Origin of the sequence: Paenibacillus xylanivorans (genome assembly GCF_001280595.1) — a bacterium.
Classification (GTDB): Bacteria; Bacillota; Bacilli; order Paenibacillales; family Paenibacillaceae; genus Paenibacillus; species Paenibacillus xylanivorans.
In genome coordinates this window covers 249936-266879 of sequence record NZ_LITU01000053.1, presented here as the reverse complement: position 1 = coordinate 266879, position 16944 = coordinate 249936, and the positions used below count along the sequence as shown (strand labels likewise).

Sequence of the window (16944 nt, the reverse complement as noted above, 5' to 3'; positions counted from 1 at the left end):
ACCTGCTCCCCCAACGTCAGGGAGCAGGTTTTTTGGTGTAATTATTTAATGCGGTTTAATCTCGTTAACCGTCAGTTCCAGCTTGGGAATCTGGCGGTGCATTCGTCTCTCCAGTGTTACCGTTGTTTCCACTATCTGGTGGCGTGACTACCTCGCCCGGTGTCGTTACAGACCCATCATTGGAACCCTCACCCGTACCTCCAGGTTCTGTTGTTCCCTGTCCAGGCGGCGTGTTTCCTTCTCCGGTCTGTCCGTTCCCTTGACCTGTCCCGCCGTTGTTTCCATTATTCCCGTTACCATTATTACCATTTTCGTTCCCGTTGCCATTGTTACCCTCAGAACTTCCATCCCCCGGCGAACCGTTGTCCGGATTTTCTGTTCCTGGCTGCCCTGTGTCCGGTTCTGTTCCCGGCTCTGTGCCTGTGTCCGGCTGCTCCGGTTCCAATTCCTCCGCTTCAATCATCAGCGATATGGTATTGGACGGATCTGTCTCCAGTCCAGAAGCCAGATCATAGGCTGTTACATAATACTCATAAGTAAGACCAGGGAGCGCACTTAAATCTTGTGCACTGGTCGAACCTACAGCATCAATGAGATGGGTGAACTGTCCTTCGGAAGATTCTTTCCGATAAATCCGATACTGTGTTGACGAATCGCCCGTTGCAGTCCAGTTCAGCGACACCGTTTGTGTAGATGGATCATAAGAACCATTCAACCCACTAACGGAAAGCGATGGTTGCTCTGGTTCTTTTTCCGGCGGAGGTGTCTGGGATCCTGCTGGAGCTTTGAAGTCCTTCACAGGAACTCCTTTCAATGCATCCCCCATAACTTTCGCAAAGAACGCTGCTGACAGCTTACTACTATTCTTGAGCATATGGGTTGCATCAGGATTGTCATAACCCATCCATACTGCAGCAGTCCATTCTGGCGTGTATCCGACGAACCATACATCACGGTTGGCGCTGTTGCCGGAAATACCGCTTTGAACGGTTCCCGTCTTACCAGCAACCGGTCGATCCAGACGTGCTGAACGTCCTGTACCGTCATTCACTACGTTTTGCAGCATCTGAGTCAGGGAATAAGCATTTTGCTCACTCATGACACGCGTTGTATCCGATTTATCGTGTTTATAAGTCGTTTTTCCGGCACTATCCTTAATTTCCTTAATGGCATAAGCCTGCTGGTACTCACCCAGATTGGCGAATGCGCTATAGGCTTGCGCCATTTCCAGCGTATTCGTACCTTTGCTAAGACCACCCAGCGCAATCGCCAGGTTTTTGTCTTCATCCGTAAGTTGGATACCTACGCTTTTTGCAAACTGAACACCTGTATTTACACCAATTTTGTTTAGGAGCCATACTGCCGGAATGTTCTCCGATTTTGTAATGGCATCTGTCATGCTAATGGTTGAAGAATACCCATGCAAGTTACCCGGACAGTAATTGCCGAAGCATTGCTTTTCATTACTGAGAGCTGAGTTTGCATTGTAATTACCTGATTCAAGAGCCGGCGCATAAGTCACAATCGGTTTAAATGCCGATCCAGGCTGTCTGCGGCTCTGTGTTACCCGGCTGTAGCCCTTCGTTTGATAATCCCGTCCGCCCATCAAGGCGACGAGACTGCCATTTTCATGGTTCATGATTACCATGGAGCCTTGAACTGGCTGATCATCTTTGCTTGACTCAAACAAACTATCATCCGAGAAGGCACTCTCCATGGCTGTTTGAGCCTGAGCATCCATCGTCGTGTAAATTTTGTACCCGCCGATATTCAGATCATCCTCCGTTTTACCAGTCACTTTCTCCGCTTCACGAAGAACATAGTCGATAAAGGCTTGATACTTCTGATCTTTCTCAGGCGGTGTATAGTCATAATCTACTTCTTTGGCTTCATCCATTTCCGCCTTGGTAATATAACCTTGCTCATACATCAGTTGCAATACCACAGCACGACGTGCTTTGGAGTCGTTGGGATTGCTCAGCGGGTTATAGGCAGAAGGCCCTTTAGGCATCGCTGCCAATGTGGCAATTTGCCAAATTTCTAATTTGTTAAGGTCAGATACCCCAAAATAAAATTCGGACGCAGCTTTAATTCCATAACGCTGATGACCAAAGAAAATCCGGTTCAGATACATCGTCAGAATTTCGTCTTTTGAGTACTTGCGCTCCAATGCCATTGCAATGGAAACTTCCGTTGCTTTACGGAAGAAGGTCTTGTCACGGGACAAGAACATATTTTTCGCAAGTTGCTGAGTCAGCGTACTGCCACCCTCCACCATGGAGCGGGCCATGACGTCTTTAACTGCCGCCCGTCCGATGGACCAGATATCCACGCCCTGATGCTCGTAGAATCGTTTGTCCTCCGTAGCAACAAAAGCTTTCTTTACTAAATCCGGAATATCTTCTTCATTGACCGGCTCCAGCTTTTGAATGGACAACTCGCCCATTAACTGTCCGTTACGATCATATACTTTTGAAGTTTCATTGATTGTTGTTTTGTCCTTGTTGGCTTTGAGCAGATTTTCGCCACTCACCATAATAAATAAATATCCACCCAGTGCACAGAATATGGCGATTGCCATGGTGAAAAACAGTGTCCATCCAACGCGTTTACCCGTAATTTTTTTCTTTTTAGAGGTCTTTGGCTTCGCTTTTTTGGTTGACTTGTTATTGCTGTTGCGATTGTTAGACCTCGACAACGGATCGTTTGGCATGTTACCTCCTGACTCCCTTTCGGTTGCATAATTTCTATTCGTCTGCTGGCTCTAGCTTCTATAGAGCTTATTTTGCCCGGAATGAAAAGAACAACCCTTATTCAGGTTGCTCTGTTTCAATTCCTATACTTGTAGACGAAATGGTTGATAAAAAGGTTTCGTAATTTTTTAAGCTTCGCCGCTGTTATCTTGCTGCATCAGCGATACGCTGCGTTGCGGCGTGAACGTGGAGATGGCGTGCTTGTAGACCATTTGCTGGCGTCCGTCGCTGTCAATGACGATCGTAAAATTGTCAAATGCCTTGATCGTTCCGCGGATTTGAAAGCCATTGGTCAGATAGACCGTAGCAGGAATGTTTTCTTTCCGCAGTTGGTTCAAGAACGTATCTTGGATGTTGATGGACTTGTTCATTAGCCGTACCCCCATTGGTTCATTTGAATTCGTGTTATAAGTAATATTCAATATCGCTGAGTAGCTTTCGTGCTATTATATCATGAACGGATTCATATAATCCACAAAAACCCCTTGCCTGCTATTTTGCACCTATGCCTGAGCTTCGCTCGCAACTAGAAGACTTATCCATTATACACCGCTTGTCAGAATTGCAAAAGAGGGACAAATTCTACCTTTCCCCACGTTTCCCTTCTACTTTTCCGGATCTGTGTACGGTTTCGCTTCTTCTCTGGCTAACGTAATATTTTGCCGATTTTTTCTATCATTGATTAAGAGTTTCAGGTATGTATTGGTATTGATTAGAACGATAATTAACCAAATTAAGGCGATAAGACCTCCAATGGCAAAACCAATTCCAAATAATCCTGAGAAAAAGAGATATAAACTCGCCACTCCGCTCGGTTCTGCACTCATAAAATCTCCCCCTTCACCTTAGGAACAAAACCAAATAAACTGTCATGTGAATTCATTTTAATATTTATGTTATTTTTTTACAATGAATTTTTCTGCTTAAATCTGTATACACGACCGATTATTCCCTCTTTAAATGACGTCATTTTATATAAAAAAGTAAAGAACCTCTACCTTTTATTTCTAAAAGATAGAGGTTCTAAAGTCCTAAATATCGGGTGCAACATTCACCTTCTATATTCAGTCAAACTTGCGTTTGATCATCTCACATACATGGGCATAATTCCCTGCAAAATCTTCGGTATCCGTCATATCCACCCATTCAATGTCCTTCATATGACGGAACCAGGACAATTGCCGCTTGGCAAAACGACGCGTATCCCTTTTCAGCCACTCTACCGCAGCCTCCCAGCTTACTTCACCCTGAAGATAAGCGGCAATTTCCTTATAACCAAGTCCCTGCATGGAGATATGTCCTCTCGCTACGCCACGCTCCAGTAAAGACTTGACCTCCTCTACCAGACCCTGCTCGATCATAAGATCAATTCGCTCTTCCACTCGGGCATACAGTTTCTGACGATCCATCGTCAAGCCCACAATGAGCAGGTCATATGGAGACTCTTTTTTCTGGGAAGCCAGTTGCTCGGACAACTTCTCACCTGTGAGGTGATAGATCTCCAGTGCACGAACAACTCTGCGTTGGTCATTCGGATGCAGTCGTTCTGCACTAACCGGATCAATGACCTTCAACTTATCATGTAACGCCTGCGGGCCATGTTGTTCAGCATAACGGAACTGTTCATCCCGAAATGCTTCATCTGAGCCGCTGTCCGAGAATTGAAAGCCGTAACTTACCGATTCAACATACAGACCGGTACCCCCAACAATAAAAGGCAACTTGCCGCGCTTATGGATTTCCCCAATCAGGCGAGTACAGCTCTCCTGAAATTCCGCCACGGAGTAGGGGTATTCCGGTTCATGTATATCAATGAGGTGATGCGGTACACCCTTCATTTCATCGTGAGTAATTTTGGCCGTCCCGATATCCATTTCGCGATATACCTGCATGGAATCCCCCGAAATAATCTCGCAATTAAACGCTTGTGCAAGCTCAATACTCATCCTTGTTTTGCCTACTGCTGTTGGTCCGACCAGCACAAGCAGCTTCGGTTTAACTTCCGCTTTCAACATTAATCACTCCGTACAGTGTTTTTGCATTGCCCCGGTCGTGTACTTCAAAACCGAGTCTCGTAAACTCTGCGCTGCCGCGCTTCTCTTTCATGACTACCCGTTTGCGTGCAACCCTTTTCGCTTCAATAACACTCTGTTCATCCAGTGCATTGTGATTTGCATAATCCCGCAAAGGCTTGATGCCACTTGAATCCATCATTGGCTCACGGAACATCGGGTCAAAATAGACCGTATCACAGCTTCGGTCCGGCAAGGAACGCAGCAAATCGAGATGATTCGCATGACGCAGCTCAATGCGCCGGAAGGCATCATTTACCGCAGGCTTGATACTCTCATATTGGGACATTCCCTCCACGAGTAGCGTATAAAGCGGATGAGAGCTTTCACAGGCAATTACTCGACCACTTTTGCCTACTGCAACCGAAAATACCAGTGCATCCGTGCCCAATCCTGCTGTACAGTCGATAACGGTATCCCCTTCAAGTACAGCACCCGCTTCCAGCATCGGGTCAGCTTCTCCATTTAACACACGTTTGGCCCGAACAAATCCCATACTGGGGTGAAACTCAAGCAGCGGTGAATCCGGACGAAACAAACGAACTTTACCCTGAAGCACAACTATAATCTCATCAATCCCATAATGTGCGACCAGTGCAGGCAAAGACATTTTTTTACGCGGTACATAGGTCCCTCCCGTTGTTTCCGCAAGGTTTCGTGCACGTTCCACAAGGTGGTCTGCTTCCTTTTCACCGGTTGTAATATACATAACTTCCTCCTAAATAGCTACATGACCCGTTTGAACAGTTTCTCCAGATCATAGGTTGAAAATGACACCACAATCGGTCTCCCGTGTGGACATGTATACGGTTGACGGCAAGAACCGAGACGCTGGATAAGCACTTCTGCCTCTTGATCCGTCAATTTCTGATTGGCTTTAATAGAAGCCTTGCAAGAACACATAATGGACGCCGCTTCTCGCATCTTAGCAACATCAATACTCCGTTCACTTAGAACCCATTCTGACATCTCTTCAATAATGTCCTTCTCATCCCCCTTGGGGAACCAGAACGGATGGGAACGCACTCGGAAGGTCTGTCCGCCGAAATGTTCCAAATACACACCTGCCTGCTCGAACCAAGCCAGTCTTGTTTTGAGCTTTTCGGTCTCGGATGGTGTGAACTCCAGTGTAATGGGCAGCAGTAACTCCTGCGAGGCCTGAGCCGGATTGCCAAACTGCTCGTAGTAGAATTCATAGTTCACCCGTTCATGGGCCGCATGCTGATCAATCAGATATAGACCGTCTTGATTTTGGGCAATCAAATACGTTCCATGGTGCTGCCCAATCAGGCTTAGTTCAGGAAACGCAGGCATGGAAACATCTGATTTAACAGCAGATGCCAGTCTTGCCGGGTCCGGTAAACTTGAAGCCTTCCAGCTTCGTTCTCCTTTTGCACCCGCCGCAGATGGATTATAAGATGAACGTGCTTCTTTAACCGGAGAATTCACCGAATTGGTACGATACGCAGAAGCCCGAGCCTGTGAAGCAGGAGCAGCTGACCCATTATCCTCTGCGGAAGGTGCGGCATCTTGCGAGACACGATCTGTAGCAGCACCGTTATTTTCACTTACAGAAGAAGCTAGATCGCTATGGGAATTTTCGTTATCACTATAATTATGCTTCAGTACATTCGATGCTGAGTCCCCGCTCGACATCCCGAATGGATCATAGGATGGTGGTATCTCGGGTGGAGCTTCAGGCAACGGTAGCAATTGACCCTCACCATTTCCATCAGGAGCTGATTGCACATCAGCCGGAGCATCCAGATCCAGATCATCATCCTCCGAAGTCACTTTAGCGAGTCCAGTACTTTTCCCTAACGGCCCTTGTTGTCCATAACCTGCCGATTCGGATTCATCCTTCAAAGGTCCTCTTGGAAAGAGGAATTGTTCCTGGATAAATGAACTGTTGTCTCCACGTCTGATTTGCTGTTTGGTTACCTGTGGAATAAGCACTTCCTGCCGCAATACACCTCGCAGTGACGTTTCAACAAACTCGTACAGCTCCGCTTCCTTGCTGAAACGAACTTCCAGCTTCGCCGGATGCACGTTCACATCGACCAGGGACGGATGCATCTCCAATTGCACCACGACAAGCGGATACCGATTAATAGGCAGCAAGGTATGATACGCCTTTAGAATAGCCTGATTGAGACCGTAATTCCGAATATATCGTCCATTCACAATGGTCGACATGCCTCCACGATTGGCACGAGTCCATTCTGGCAAACTGATTAGCCCGCTCACACGATAATCCAGATTCTCACCCTGGATAGGGAGCATGGCTTTGGCAGCACTTGTACCATAGATCGCTGCAACGACTTGCAGCAGATCCCCGTTCCCCAGCGTCTGAAGCAGCACATTCTCATTATGACGCAGCCTAAACGAAATGTTTGGATGAGACATCGCCATGCGGTAAAGTACATCCGAGATATGGCCCAGCTCAGTCTGGATCGTTTTCATATATTTAAGTCTGGCTGGCGTATTAAAAAATAGTTCTTTCACTGCAAACTCTGTACCTTGAGGTGAGGTTGCATCCTCATGTGAGCAAAGTTTGCCGCCCTCAATTACGATACGGCGCCCTCGCCCGTCATTTCCACTGGCCGATAACACTTCTACCTTAGATACAGCGGCAATACTCGCCAGGGCTTCTCCGCGGAATCCAAGACTTGTGATCTGGAACAAATCGCGGCCCTGGGCTATTTTGCTGGTCGCATGACGATAAAAGGCTGTTTCCATATCCTCAGCCTCGATACCGGAACCGTTGTCTTTGACACGAATGCTGAGCAGGCCACCCTCTTCCACTGTTACTTCAATTTTGGAGGCACCTGCATCTACGGAGTTTTCCAGCAACTCCTTGACAACTGAAGCAGGCCGTTCGACCACCTCACCCGCCGCAATCTGGTTGGCAATATGTTCATCAAGTACATGTATTTTCGCCACAGGTTTTCCCCTCCCTTATACTCAGGATAATTGCTGTGCCTTCAATTTAAGATCATTCAATATCTGCATCGCCTGAAGCGGCGTCATGTTCATGACATCAATATCTTTCATATGACGGATAAACTCCCGGGCGGGCTTGTCTACCGCAACCACCTCCGGTTTCGGAGTTACACTTGGCTCTTCATCACCAAAGATGGACAGTTGAATCACGTCCGCATGTTTGGAGACCGACTGCTGCTTGCCATTTTGTTTCTTGTCCTGTTGTTTCCCTGCTGAATCTTCAGTCGAAACAGGGAATTCAACAGGTGCCGCTGACTCACGCTCCCGGATCAATGACGAATGATCTACAGCCTGGAACTCCGCACCGCCTCGCACAGCAACGCCAATCTGCTGTTTGTCATTCCCCGCATATTCACTGCCGACAGCAACCTGGGCTGCCGCGTGTTCGAAACCGTGCAGCAAGCCATTCGCCCGCTCAATGATGCTATCCGGCAGACCCGCAAGCCGGGCGCAATAGATTCCATAGCTGCTGCTGGCTGCCCCGGCAATCAATTTGCGCAGGAAATTAACCTTGTCCCCACTCTCCTGAACGGCCATGGAGTAGTTCGCCAGCTTGTCCAGACTCTCTTCCAAATGAGCAAGCTCATGGAAATGAGTGGATACAAGCGCTTTGCAGCCAATGATATCATGCACATATTCAATGACGGACTGAGCAATGGCCATACCTTCACTGGTGGATGTTCCACGTCCCAATTCATCGATAATGATCAGACTGCGTGGGGTAGCCTTATCCGTCATGACCTGAATATCGGCCATCTCTACCATAAACGTACTTTGCCCGCCAATGAGGTCGTCCGCTGCACCAATCCGTGTGAAAATACGATCCATAATCGGCACTTCAGCTTGTCCTGCCGGCACGAAACAGCCGATCTGCGCCAGAATCGAAATCAGCGCTACCTGCCGCATATACGTACTTTTCCCCGCCATATTCGGACCGGTAATCAGCAGAATACGCGCCTCTTCCTTCTGCATCGCAGTATTGTTGGCAATAAAAGCTCCATCTCGCATCACCGCTTCAACCACCGGATGGCGTCCCTGTTCCACGACAAGATCGTACCCATCGGTCAATGTAGGCCGTACGAAATTGCGCTCTGCACTGATGACGGCAAAAGACTGATACACATCAATCTCCGCGACCAGCTCAGCCAGCTTCTGCAGCCTGGCGATCTCCTGATTGAGCCGTTCCCGCAATTCCGCGAACAATCCGTATTCAATATCGACCATCTTGTCCTGTGCTTCGAGAATCAGCGTTTCCTTCTCTTTCAGCTCGGGAGTAATATAACGCTCAGCGTTGGCAAGGGTCTGCTTCCGCTCGTAGCGGCCTTCTGGCAGAGAAGCCAGGTTCGACTTGGTAATTTCAATATAGTACCCAAAAACTTTGTTGTAACCGATTTTCAGCGAGCGAATGCCGGTTGCTTCACGCTCTCTGGCTTCCAGCTCTGCAATCCACTGCTTGCCATTCACCGAAGCTTCCCGGAGCTCGTCCAGCCTCTCATGATACCCCTCGCGAATTAAGCCGCCATCTCGTACCGACACAGGCGGCTCATCAACGATCGCCTGACCGATTGCATCTCGCAAATCACTGCAATCATCCATAACACCAGCAATGTGCTGTAGGGTTGTGGAAGGCGAATCTGCACAATACTGACGCAACCCCGGAATTTTGTCCAATGACAGCTTGAGTGCATTCAGATCCCGTCCGTTAGCGTTACCAAAGGCAATTCGACCCACCAGACGTTCCAGATCATAGATGTCTTTGAGTTCAGCACGCAGATCTTCACGCAATATAAACTGGTTATACAGTGTATCTACCGCTTCCAAACGCTCATTGATTTTGCCTTTTTGCAGCAAGGGTTTATCAACCCAACGACGCAGCATTCGTGCACCCATGGACGTCTCTGTGCGGTCCAGCAGCCATAACAGCGAACCTTTTTTGGAACGCTCACGTACGGTTTCCACCAGTTCCAGGTTACGCCGAGTAAACGGGTCCAGTATCATAAAGTGGTCAGGCTCATACGTTGAAACCTGTGTCAATTGTCCGAGTGAACGTTTCTGTGTCTCACTTAAATAGGAGAAAAGACGCGCTATACACGCTTGACGTTCAGGCTCCAGACGTGCCCATACCGCTTCACCGAATTGCTGACGCACCAAATCTTCTTTACTCTTCGTCCACGGTGTGTACACCACAGGTCGACCAATTGGAGATGCCTGGGTAGCCACCGTATCCAGCAGCGCAGCATCCCCCACCAGTTCCGAAGGTTCGTAGATCCCGATTTCATCCTTGAGCCACTCTTGGGAGTATGGAACTGAGGTCACGTAGAGTTCCCCAGTAGACAAGTCACAGGCAGCCAGTGCAAGTGTGTTCTGGTTTCCTGTCAGGCAAACCATATAGTTATTGGACTTATCCCCCAATGTCTTGCCTTCCATCACCGTTCCTGGTGTAATGACTCGTACAATTTCACGCCGTACCATGCCTTTGGTTACTGTTGGATCTTCCATCTGTTCACAGATGGCTACTTTGTATCCTTTTTCAATCAAGCGCTGTATGTAATTGTCAGCCGAATGATAAGGCACGCCGCACATCGGGATTTTATCTTCTCCCCCTCCTGCGCGTGCTGTTAATGTGATTTCAAGCTCACGGGAAGCATTGACCGCATCCTCAAAGAACAATTCATAGAAATCACCTAATCTAAAAAAAAGAAAAGCGTCCTGCGCTTCGGCCTTCACTTGCAAATATTGTTGAATCATTGGCGTATACTGAGCCATGAGTATCCTCCATCCGTTCCAATGTTGTCAGGAAGAGACGCTGTACCGGAAGGAGCAATAAGGCGGTCAGGCAACTGATTCGTGCCACCGCCTCATGTTTCGGCCATCCGCCGCGTCCCTCACAGGTTGCTGTTCCATTTCTTCCGTAACGATGATCAAAATCGACTTATTTCTCATTATACCAAAAAAGTGCCCACTCTTCATGAACCTGCTCGAATATTCCAGAGTTTACGTATATCCCGACTCTCGTCCCATGTCCTACCCTGTCTTAGCTGGCTAATTAAAGGGGCGGCGTATTGTTCATAACGTTCAAAACCATCCATATTCGTCAGGTCATCCAGCAATGCCGGAATATACGCTTGCATCACCTCACGGTTCCCTTCATAAAAAGCAGTATGAATATCCGCCTTCGCCAATGGACGTTGACTCAGTTGCTGATAGTCTCTTGCGATAAGACCAGCCAGAGCAACGACACCTTTGGCAACCAGAGGAGAAACCAGAAAACTAGGTAAAGTGCGGTATTCGAATCCACCGTAGGATTTCAGCCTAAAGTCCCCCAATGCCCCATAGCGTGGACGTCTGCCAGAACCTCGCGGGTCCTGAAGAACGGCGAGTGGCAATGCCAGATAATTGTCAAGTGCACGCAGCAGATCCCCGTTTAACGTAACGCCACTGAAATGAACATGTCCACCGAGTGGCAATCCGCGCTGGGGCATTCCCCCTGCCTGCCAAATCAGCGAATGATCACTAATGCTTCGGGATGCGGCCGCAAAGGCTCTCATCAGATGAGCGAGCAGTTCACGCGGTTCAGAGCTTGGGGCAGGTCGCAGTTCGGCTACAGGATATATTCGTCGTCCACCAATCGTCACGGAATCGCAGCCAGCTACGCCTGTTCGTTCGAGAAATCTGGAGGCGGGCACGATTTTGGACTCTGGCATCTGCACAAGCAGGAACTCGGGGTCCATTCCAAGTATCGGGGCTGCATTATGATGCCGTTCTTCATCCAGTTCAGACTGAAGCTGCTTCCAGCCTGCACGATACATGGCAGAGAGATTAGTCATGCCCTTCCATGGCCTTGGGTCAATCGAAATGACTGCACAACCGCTCTTTCCAGAGGCTTCCAGTCTTACTGCGCCGTGATCCAGTCCAACCGTATACAATGTTTTGGTTGCAAGCCGTTCAATACGTTTGAACAACGTTGATGCGGCTTCGCGATCCAGCACACTTTCTTGCGCTCCACCCATGCCACTGGTGTCCCTACGTTTGATGCGGATCGCTTGCAGACAGCATATCTCTACATCGTAACGAACACGCACTCCCAACTCTCGATCACGCCTGCCTTGCGAAGCAAGCACTTCAATCCCGGATCGTTTCAGGCGATTTGTCCGTTCGCGAGGGAGCATGCGTTCATATCGACGCACCGCCTCCTCGGCCTCTTCCATCACATTCATCCTGTCCCTCCTCCCAATTCTCGCCCAAAATAAAAAAAGAGGGCTTACGCCCTCTTCACTGCCGCTTGCGGCGCATATAATACCTTAAGTTTATGAATCAAAAGCGCTGAGCTTACAGCTCATCGTCAAGCAGGTCGGGATCGAGATCGTCATAATCTCCATCTCCACTGCCGAAGTCATAATCCTTGTCTTCGTAATCCCCACAGCCATCCGTGCATACTTTTACACAAACTTTGGTCTCGGCGACCAGTTCAACAGCGAATTCCCGTTCTACCCGGATAATTACGCTGCCTCCACCTGCCGACACCGTGGCTTCCACACAGCTCGGTTCCTGCGTTGCATCCGCAGATACCTCTACAGTGGCAGCCCGGTGTTTCGGATCCAGATAGGACAAAGGCACATGTTCTACATACGACACTGTTTCTTTGGCTACATCCGTTTGCGAATTTTTGTCATAGGAATACCAAATGTTGATATCGTAAGTACCAATAACTTCAATTCCGTCCCCCGCTGATACGGCTTCATATTGGTGGTTGATAATCCAAGCCCCCAAAATACTGGTCGGACCATGTGGCGGAGTCACGGTATGTGTTACGGTAGAGAACTTACGACCTTTGCCGCAGATCGCCTTCGTGATGATCTCTCTACATTGATGTTTATGACTCAATGACATCTTTAAACCTCCTCCATACAATCATTCTTTACAAGTGTATGCAGGGCATCCGTCTAGGGTGACAACTATTTTCTATTATTCATTTGTAGATTGGGACCGGTCCGATACCGGAGACGGTGCTTTGTCCTTCTTGGCTATTTTCAGATACAGCGCGAGTTCCCGGCACAACTGGAGAATCGCGGAACGAATCTCGAATTCTTCCCTTGTATCCGGTAACTCCATTTGCTTGAATTCTTCTTGCACATCTGCGAGAAGTTTTTCCGTACGTCCGGTGTAAGATTCAGTGAGTACATCCTGACTAAGCTGGTCGAACAGCTCCGATACCATTTCCGCATGCGGCATCTTCTGATAGATCTGGGATACCAGATGCATCATATGCTGGATGGAATCCAGTTGCGTTTTGCGCATATAAAAATAAACACTCCATCCCTCGTTCGGGTGGATGACCTGATTCTCCAATGAACGTTTGGCCGCTTCAATGCCGCCTAGCACAGCCTTATCGGCTTCGATTAGCTCTTTTCCTGCCCATACTTCATTCGGATTGCGTAGCGTGGCTGCAAACTCCTTGAAGATGACCGAGAATAATTCATCAATTCTTTTGCGAATACGCAGCATCTGCGGGTCCGCAGCCGGCATATAGGCCAGATTGACAACCATCGCTGAACCGAGACCAATCAGCAGCAGTCCAATTTGAACCAAAATCACATGTACATCCATTTCACCGCCGCCAAATACCCGGAACACCACGACAGAACCCGTCACAATGCCTTCCTTGAATCCCGCCCGAACGATAACGGGAAACGCAATCAGTATGTAGACCGCCAGTACCCAATAATGGAAGCCGAGAAAGTGAAAAAGTACACTTGCAAATAAAAGCCCCACTACGGAAGCGAAGAATCTGGCAGATATGGTGCGAATACTTCTTTTTCGTGTCACATCAACGCCAAGAATGGCTAGCAAGCCAGCTGATGTTGGCCCAGGCAGGCCGCACCAGTCCGCAATCAGCACGGCCATCAGCGCGGCTATTGCGGTTTTAATCACCCTAAAACCCATCTAACATTCCCTCTCCTCTAAGCTGCAAAAATGTCAAAGCCAGCGAGCCATGCCTATCCAGATGAGCGCTTGTCCAATGCCTGACAGCGTCTACTGTCATATATCATATCCCTAGTATTACACATCCTGTCAAAAACCATTTCTTCTCTAATCAAAAGAATTGTATCTGGAAGAACAGCATATCTCAATTCGCTACTAAACTCATAAACGGCATCAACCGACATGCATGTGCATGTCGGTCACAATAACGCGCCCCGGATGAGGGACGCTGGCAATTTGATTGATCCGACGAAAAGCCTCTAGGCCCCTTCTCCAATCGTCGCATTCATTCCGGACTGCGCGGAATATTCGTAATTGTATGGTACTTGATTTTACGGGTTCGGGCAACGTGACACCTCTTGTGAAATTGTATACATATCGAAGGGTTCTCTTTTAAACACGCGCATGCTTTGCAAAATTACCTGCGTCCTGCCAGCAGCTTGCGTTCTACATATACAACGAGTTGGTACATCGCTGTGGCTACAGCGGCAATAATCAACAGGCTCGATAGAACAAGGGTAAAGTTGAACACTTGAAATCCATAGATGATCAGATAGCCCAGTCCCTGCTTGGCGACCAGAAATTCACCCACAATCACACCGACCCAGGCCATCCCCACGTTTACTTTTAATGTAGAGACAATGGCAGGAAACGATGCGGGCAATACTACTTTGGTAAAAATCTCGGAGCGATCGCCACCAAACGTACGGATAACCTTAATATAGTTCTGATCTACTTCATTAAAACTGTTATACACGACAAGTGTAGTAATAATGACTGTAATTGACAAAGTCGTCATGACAATGGCCGTAAATCCTGCACCAAACATGACGATAAAGATTGGACCCAGCGCTACCTTTGGCATGCTGTTGAACACGACCATATAGGGATCAAGCACTTTGGACAAAAAAGGAGACCACCAGATCAGAACCGCAAGCAGTGTTCCGACGAGTGTCCCCAGCAAAAAGCCTACTGCCGTTTCCCCTACGGTTACCCCGACATGCGCCCATAGTTCTCCACTGACGATGTCCTTCCAAATCTGATTGAAAATTTTGCTGGGATAACTGAACAAGAGCACATCAATCCAGCGCAGCCTTCCCGCCAGCTCCCACAGCAAAAACATAAACACCAGCATGGACAGCTGCACCGCCAGCACTTTATGTCGCCATCTGGCAACCTGCTGAATATGGCTTTGGTGCAGCTGTCTCATCCAATCATCACGCATTTCCTGCTTCTGGTTCGTCTGATTCACCCGTTCTTCTCACCTCCTCCGACTGATCCAGTTCACTCCATAACGCCTGAAACAGCTCATTGAACCCTGGCTGCTCCCTTGCGTAAAAAGGTTGTGCGTTCCGCAGATCTTCGGGAATGATGAACTCCCGCCGAATGCGACCCGGATTGCGATCAAGCACAATGACGCGGTCACTGACGGCAATAGCTTCGGACAGATCATGGGTAACAAGCACCGAAGTTTTGCCGGATTTCTTCAATGTGTCTGAGACCAGATCCTCCAGCTGCAGCTTAGTTTGATAATCGAGTGCGGAGAAGGGTTCATCCAGCAACAGTATTCCCGGGTCTGTAGCCAATGTACGTACCAAAGCCACCCGTTGCCTCATGCCCCCGGACAACTCGGAAGGATACTGGCTTTCGGTGCCAGCCAGCCCCATACCTGCCAACAGCTCACGTGTACGCTCACGACTCTGTTCATTGAGGGTACCTGTCAGTTCAAGTCCGATCTGGGCATTTTCCAAAATGGTACGCCACGGAAACAGATAATCCTGTTGCAGCATATAGCCGATCTGGGCAGACGGACCTTCGATGCGTTTTCCCTTAACCTTGACCTCGCCTGCGGTCGGTGTGAGCAGCCCGGCGATGATCGACAGCAATGTAGTTTTACCACAGCCGCTTGGGCCGACAAGACTAACAAACTCTCCTTGCTCGACCTGAAGATTTAAATTTTCGATAACCAGTGATGCTTCACGCTCACTGACATAGACTTGCGAAATCCCTTCCAGTCTGATCACCGTTTCGGATTCAGGCATACATGCTCACGTCCTTTCCTGAATACCTGGTTACTTCGTTGATGCTGCTTGTTCTGCATAGGAGTTATCGACAATCGTTTGAGAATCCACCCGCTGTTTCAGTTCTCCCGCAGCACTCATGACGTCCAGCAAATTATTCCATTCATCCTCATCAATGATTGGATCGGTTGCATATGTGCCCTGCTCCTTGTAACGGTTCACACTGCTTACCAGAATGGCCGGATCGATATCTTTGAAATAGGGCTTGATCACTTCGGCGATTTCTTCAGCCGTATGGGAATCTACCCAAGCTTGTGCTTTGTGCAAGCCGTTAGTGAACTTCTGAACGATGGCCTTGTTATCGTTGATATAGCTTTGTTTGGTCATGAAGACCGTATAAGGCAGATGACCACTTTCTGTTCCAAACGAGGCTACAACCTTGCCGCGGCCCTCTTTCTCAAAGATAGAAGCCTGAGGTTCAAACAGCTGCACATAATCCCCCGTACCTGAAGCAAATGCAGAAGCAATGTTGGCAAAATCCACATTTTGAATCAATTCCAGATCATTCTGCGGATCAATGCCATGTTTTTTCAGCGTGAATTCGCCTGCCATTTGAGGCATGCCACCTTTTCTTTGCCCAAGGAATGTACTCTGTTTCAGTTGATCCCAATTGAATTCGCCATCGGGATTACGAGCAAACAGAAACGTTCCGTCCGTCTGTGTAAGCTGAGCAAAGTTAATAACCGGATCTTCTGCGCCTTGTTGGTAGACATAAATAGACGTCTCTGCTCCGACCAATGCGATGTCTACTGAGCCTGCAAGCAATGCTGCCATCGTTTTGTCTCCGCCAGCCGTCGTCTGAATGTCCACTTCAAGCCCCTGTTCCTCAAAAAAACCTTGGGCCACAGCCACATACTCCGGTGCGTAAAACACAGAACGTGTGACTTCACCAATCGTAATTTTGTTTTCATCCTTATCTTTATTGCAGCTGGTGAGAGCCACAATGATAATGAGCAAAATGACGATGGCCCGGATGAACCAGGGCGTGTATTTCATGATATTTCCCTCCTTCACTGGTTTCAGCTGTTCTCTCTACTATGAATATGCTGATGC

The 16944-nt window shown here is 48.3% G+C and carries 13 protein-coding genes; all 13 read right to left on the bottom strand.

Annotated elements, in window-relative coordinates; all coding sequences use genetic code 11:
• Positions 1–64: 64 nt before the first annotated feature.
• Entirely contained in the window at positions 65–2713 is a 2649-nt protein-coding gene (locus tag AMS66_RS11205; protein ID WP_053780864.1) for a PBP1A family penicillin-binding protein, read from the bottom strand.
• Between the two features lie 168 nt (positions 2714–2881).
• Positions 2882–3124, bottom strand: coding sequence for an RNA chaperone Hfq (hfq, locus tag AMS66_RS11200; RefSeq protein ID WP_017687918.1), 243 nt, complete (start codon positions 3122–3124; stop codon positions 2882–2884).
• A 234-nt stretch (positions 3125–3358) separates the two neighbouring features.
• Positions 3359–3580 (bottom strand): hypothetical protein, encoded by a 222-nt coding sequence (locus AMS66_RS11195; protein ID WP_053780863.1) that lies wholly within the window; start codon positions 3578–3580, stop codon positions 3359–3361.
• Positions 3581–3817: 237 nt separating this feature from the next.
• On the bottom strand, positions 3818–4765 hold the full coding sequence (gene miaA, locus AMS66_RS11190) for a tRNA (adenosine(37)-N6)-dimethylallyltransferase MiaA (protein ID WP_407944538.1): 948 nt from the start codon (positions 4763–4765) through the stop codon (positions 3818–3820).
• The gene (locus tag AMS66_RS11185) at positions 4749–5534 is read right to left on the bottom strand and encodes a class I SAM-dependent methyltransferase (RefSeq protein ID WP_053780861.1); all 786 of its coding nucleotides are present in this window, start codon (positions 5532–5534) and stop codon (positions 4749–4751) included. The genes miaA and AMS66_RS11185 overlap by 17 nt, the downstream gene beginning before the upstream one ends.
• A 17-nt stretch (positions 5535–5551) precedes the next feature.
• The gene (gene mutL, locus AMS66_RS11180) at positions 5552–7768 is read right to left on the bottom strand and encodes a DNA mismatch repair endonuclease MutL (RefSeq protein WP_053780860.1); all 2217 of its coding nucleotides are present in this window, start codon (positions 7766–7768) and stop codon (positions 5552–5554) included.
• Positions 7769–7789: 21 nt separating this feature from the next.
• Positions 7790–10594: a DNA mismatch repair protein MutS gene (gene mutS / locus AMS66_RS11175; RefSeq protein ID WP_053780859.1), complete on the bottom strand. Its 2805-nt coding sequence runs from the start codon at positions 10592–10594 to the stop codon at positions 7790–7792.
• Between the two features lie 200 nt (positions 10595–10794).
• Positions 10795–12045, bottom strand: coding sequence for a putative amidoligase domain-containing protein (locus tag AMS66_RS11170; protein ID WP_236703338.1), 1251 nt, complete (start codon positions 12043–12045; stop codon positions 10795–10797).
• A gap of 112 nt (positions 12046–12157) precedes the next feature.
• Positions 12158–12718 (bottom strand): outer spore coat protein CotE, encoded by a 561-nt coding sequence (locus AMS66_RS11165; protein ID WP_053780858.1) that lies wholly within the window; start codon positions 12716–12718, stop codon positions 12158–12160.
• 75 nt (positions 12719–12793) lie between these two features.
• Positions 12794–13771 carry an aromatic acid exporter family protein gene (locus tag AMS66_RS11160; RefSeq protein ID WP_053780857.1) on the bottom strand — a complete coding sequence of 326 codons (978 nt, stop codon included), beginning with the start codon at positions 13769–13771 and terminating at the stop codon, positions 12794–12796.
• 457 nt (positions 13772–14228) lie between these two features.
• Positions 14229–15020, bottom strand: a complete 792-nt coding sequence (locus AMS66_RS11155) for an ABC transporter permease (RefSeq protein ID WP_373456216.1) — start codon at positions 15018–15020, stop codon at positions 14229–14231.
• 7 nt (positions 15021–15027) lie between these two features.
• Positions 15028–15852: an ABC transporter ATP-binding protein gene (locus AMS66_RS11150; RefSeq protein WP_053780856.1), complete on the bottom strand. Its 825-nt coding sequence runs from the start codon at positions 15850–15852 to the stop codon at positions 15028–15030.
• 30 nt (positions 15853–15882) lie between these two features.
• Positions 15883–16887 carry an ABC transporter substrate-binding protein gene (locus AMS66_RS11145; RefSeq protein ID WP_053780855.1) on the bottom strand — a complete coding sequence of 335 codons (1005 nt, stop codon included), beginning with the start codon at positions 16885–16887 and terminating at the stop codon, positions 15883–15885.
• Between the last annotated feature and the right edge of the window lie 57 nt (positions 16888–16944).

Excerpts from the sequence above, each read along its gene's own strand:
- AMS66_RS11205 (WP_053780864.1), bottom strand. The coding sequence starts at position 2,713 with ATGCCAAACGATCCGTTGTCGAGGTCTAACAATCGCAACAGCAATAAC.
- AMS66_RS11150 (WP_053780856.1), bottom strand. The coding sequence starts at position 15,852 with ATGCCTGAATCCGAAACGGTGATCAGACTGGAAGGGATTTCGCAAGTC.
- hfq (WP_017687918.1), bottom strand. The coding sequence starts at position 3,124 with ATGAACAAGTCCATCAACATCCAAGATACGTTCTTGAACCAACTGCGG.
- AMS66_RS11155 (WP_373456216.1), bottom strand. The coding sequence starts at position 15,020 with ATGAGACAGCTGCACCAAAGCCATATTCAGCAGGTTGCCAGATGGCGA.
- mutS (WP_053780859.1), bottom strand. The coding sequence starts at position 10,594 with ATGGCTCAGTATACGCCAATGATTCAACAATATTTGCAAGTGAAGGCC.
- AMS66_RS11170 (WP_236703338.1), bottom strand. The coding sequence starts at position 12,045 with ATGAATGTGATGGAAGAGGCCGAGGAGGCGGTGCGTCGATATGAACGC.
- AMS66_RS11185 (WP_053780861.1), bottom strand. The coding sequence starts at position 5,534 with ATGTATATTACAACCGGTGAAAAGGAAGCAGACCACCTTGTGGAACGT.
- AMS66_RS11145 (WP_053780855.1), bottom strand. The coding sequence starts at position 16,887 with ATGAAATACACGCCCTGGTTCATCCGGGCCATCGTCATTTTGCTCATT.
- AMS66_RS11165 (WP_053780858.1), bottom strand. The coding sequence starts at position 12,718 with ATGTCATTGAGTCATAAACATCAATGTAGAGAGATCATCACGAAGGCG.
- AMS66_RS11195 (WP_053780863.1), bottom strand. The coding sequence starts at position 3,580 with ATGAGTGCAGAACCGAGCGGAGTGGCGAGTTTATATCTCTTTTTCTCA.
- AMS66_RS11160 (WP_053780857.1), bottom strand. The coding sequence starts at position 13,771 with ATGGGTTTTAGGGTGATTAAAACCGCAATAGCCGCGCTGATGGCCGTG.